Origin of the sequence: Rhodoferax sp. UBA5149, assembly GCF_002413825.1 — a bacterium.
Taxonomy (GTDB): domain Bacteria; phylum Pseudomonadota; class Gammaproteobacteria; order Burkholderiales; family Burkholderiaceae_C; genus Rhodoferax.
This window is the reverse complement of sequence record NZ_DHXT01000094.1, coordinates 1-3,463: the sequence shown is the minus strand read 5'-3', so window position 1 is coordinate 3,463 and position 3,463 is coordinate 1. Positions and strand designations below refer to the sequence as shown.

Below are 3,463 nucleotides of genomic sequence, written 5' to 3'. Positions count from 1 at the left end.
GAGACGCAAGCGCAGGAAATCCTGCAGATGCGTCTGCAACGCCTGACCGGGCTGGAGCAGGACAAGATCGTGGCGGAATACAAAGAGGTGATGGCCGAAATCGACGACCTGCTCGACATTCTGGCCCGCCCGGAACGTGTCTCCACCATCATCACCGAAGAGCTCACCGCGATCAAAACCGAGTTCGGCCAGACCAAGCTGGGCGCGCGCCGCAGCCTGGTGGAGCACAGCTCGTACGACCTGAGCACGGAAGACCTGATCACCCCCACCGACATGGTGGTCACGCTCTCGCACAGCGGCTACATCAAGAGCCAGCCGCTGAGCGAATACCGGGCGCAAAAACGCGGTGGTCGCGGCAAGCAGGCCACCGCCACCAAAGAAGACGACTGGGTCGACCAGCTGTTCATTGCCAACACGCACGATTACATCTTGTGCTTCAGCAACCGCGGCCGACTCTATTGGCTCAAGGTATGGGAAGTGCCACAGGGTTCGCGCGGCTCGCGCGGACGGCCTATTGTCAACATGTTCCCGCTGCAAGAGGGCGAAAAGATCAACGTCGTATTGCCACTGACAGGCGACAAGCGCAGCTTCCCGGCCGACCAGTATGTGTTCATGGCCACCTCCATGGGCACCGTCAAGAAGACCGCGCTCGACGAATTCAACAACCCGCGCAAGGGCGGCATCATCGCCGTCAATCTGGATGACGGCGACTACCTCATTGGCGCCGCCCTGACGGACGGCCAGCATGACGTGATGCTGTTCAGCGATGGTGGCAAGGCCGTTCGTTTTGACGAAAACGACGTGCGCCCACTCGGTCGCAATGCCCGCGGCGTGCGCGGCATGATGCTCGAAGAGGGCCAGGGCGTGATCGCCATGCTGGTGGCCGAAGATGAGCTGCAAAGCGTGCTGACCGCCACCGAAAACGGCTTCGGCAAGCGCACCAGCATCACCGAGTACACGCGCCACGGGCGCGGCACCAAGGGCATGATTGCCATCACCCAGTCCGAGCGCAATGGCAAAGTGGTGGCCGCCACGCTGGTGCACGCCGATGACGAGATCATGCTGATCACCGACAAGGGCGTCTTGGTACGCACCCGGGTCAGCGAGATTCGCGAACTCGGTCGCGCCACGCAAGGCGTCACCCTGATCGGCCTGGACGAAGGCTCCCAGCTCAGTGGGCTGCAGCGCATCGTCGAGAATGACGCGAACCCCATCGTCGGTGACGCGACCGGTGATGGTGAAGACGACACCGGTACCGCAACCTGATTGCTATTTTTTTTATAGCTACCTACGCCCAATTGACGAGGGCTAGAGCCATGAAACACAAGCCTGAACCATGACCCAGCCCGCGCCCCCCAGCCCAAGTCTGTCTGACTTGCGCGTCCAGATTGACGCCATCGATCTGCAATTGCTGACGCTTCTCAACAACCGCGCCCTGGTGGCGGAAAAGGTGGGGGAAGTCAAGAAGCGCGAAGGCACGGCATTTTTCCGGCCGGACCGCGTAGCGCAGGTGATTGACACGATCCAGCAGGTCAATCCGGGGCCGCTGAAGAATGCGCATGTGGCGGCCATCTGGCGCGAAATCATGTCGGCCTGCCTGGCCCTGGAAGCGCCGCAGCGGGTCGCCGTGTTGGGGCCGGCGGGCACCTTCTGTGAGCAGGCCGCGATTGAGTTTTTTGGTGGCGCCGCCGACCTGATTTACTGCGCCAACTTTGATGAAGTCTTTCATGCCACGGCGGCGGGCAGCGCGCAATACGGCGTCGTCGGGGTTGAAAACTCGACCGAGGGCATGGTGACGCGCTCGCTCGATTTGTTTTTGCATTCACCGACGCATGTTATTGGCGAGGTCACGCTGCTGGTGCGTCACAACCTGCTGCGCCTGGAGAATTCGCTGGAAGGCATTGAAGTCGTGCTGGCCCATCCGCTGGCGCTGGCCCAGTGCCAGGCCTGGCTGTCCAAACACCTGCCCCACGCCGAGCGCCGTCCAGTGTCCAGCAACGCCGAAGGGGCCCGGCTGGCCACCACCAACCCGGCCTGGGCGGGCCTGGCCAGCGAGCGTGCGGCGACCCAGTTTGGCTTGCACATCGCCGCCCACGCGATTCAGGATGACGCCTACAACCGCACCCGTTTCGCCATCATCTGTCTGCCGCAAACCGTCGGCACGCCCCCGCCCTCAGGCAACGACTGCACCAGCCTGGTGGTGTCCGTGCCCAACCGGCCGGGTGCTGTCCACGATCTTCTGGTACCGCTCAAAACCCATGGCGTGTCCATGACGCGTTTCGAATCACGGCCAGCGCGCACGGGCCAGTGGGAGTACTACTTTTACATCGACATCCAGGGCCACCCCTCGCAGCCGAATGTCGCGTCAGCGCTCAAGGAGCTTCAGCGACTTTGTGCGTTTTATAAAGTGCTTGGCACCTACCCGGTGGCTGAATGATGTTTGAACAACTGGCCATCATTGGCTGTGGATTGATGGGTGGCTCGTTTGCGCTGGCGCTCAAGCGCGCCGGGCTGGTCAAACGGGTGGTCGGCTACAGCAAGTCGCCCTCCACCACCGAGCGTGCTCGCCAGATGGGCGTGATTGACGTCGAGGCCCCGTCAGCCTTGCTGGCGGTGTCGGGCGCCGATATCGTCCTGATCGCGGTACCGGTGGCGGCGACCGAAGCCACCTTCAAGGCCATCAAACATCTGGTGACGCCCCAGATGCTGATCATGGACGTCGGCTCGACCAAACGCGACGTGATCGACGCCGGTCGCCGCGCCCTGCGCGAGCAGATCGGATCGTTCGTACCGGCCCACCCGATTGCCGGCAAGGAAGTCTCGGGCGTGGAGCATGCGGATGCCGATTTGTACAGCGGCAAGCAGGTGATTCTCACGCCGATTGAACGCACGCTGACGATCCAGCTGCAAAAGGCGGTCGACGTCTGGACGGCGCTGGGTTGCCGCGTGCTCAAAATGTCGCCCGAGTCGCATGATGCGGCGTTTGCCGCCGTCAGCCACCTGCCGCACCTGATTTCATTTGCGCTCATGAACGCCATCGCGGGCCAGCCACAGGGCAAAGACTATCTGTCGCTGGCGGGCCCCGGCTTCCGTGACTTCACCCGCATCGCCGCCAGTGACGCCAAAGTGTGGCGCGACATCATGATGTCCAACCGCGAAGAGTTGCTGGCCCAATCCAAAATTTTCCAGCGCAACCTGCACGCGCTGGAACTGATGATCTCCAGTGGCAACAGCGAAGCCCTGGAAGACTTGATTGAGCAGGCCAGTCTGACCCGTGCCCACTGGAGCATGGCCAAAAATCAAAAATAATGTATTCCACCGCGTTTCTTGATATCCCGCCGCTCGACAGCGCGGGCGGCACCATCGTCCTTCCGGGCTCCAAGAGCATTTCGAACCGCGTGCTGCTGCTGTCGGCCCTGAGCCAGGGCACGACCACCGTGCACCCTGTCTCTTATACACATCT

The 3,463-nt window shown here is 62.1% G+C and carries 4 protein-coding genes; all 4 read left to right on the top strand.

Features of this window, described 5'->3' with window-relative positions:
* The coding region (locus tag B3V69_RS08075) for a DNA gyrase C-terminal beta-propeller domain-containing protein (protein ID WP_296445453.1) at positions 1–1,266 on the top strand (1,266 nt) is incomplete at its 5' end.
* A 70-nt stretch (positions 1,267–1,336) separates the two neighbouring features.
* Positions 1,337–2,437 carry a prephenate dehydratase gene (gene pheA / locus B3V69_RS08070; RefSeq protein ID WP_296445450.1) on the top strand — a complete coding sequence of 367 codons (1,101 nt, stop codon included), beginning with the start codon at positions 1,337–1,339 and terminating at the stop codon, positions 2,435–2,437.
* Positions 2,437–3,309 carry a prephenate dehydrogenase gene (locus B3V69_RS08065; protein WP_296445448.1) on the top strand — a complete coding sequence of 291 codons (873 nt, stop codon included), beginning with the start codon at positions 2,437–2,439 and terminating at the stop codon, positions 3,307–3,309. Before pheA ends, B3V69_RS08065 begins: the two co-directional genes overlap by 1 nt.
* Positions 3,309–3,463: hypothetical protein (locus tag B3V69_RS08060; RefSeq protein WP_296445465.1), on the top strand; the 155-nt coding region annotated here is incomplete at its 3' end. The genes B3V69_RS08065 and B3V69_RS08060, both read left to right, overlap by 1 nt.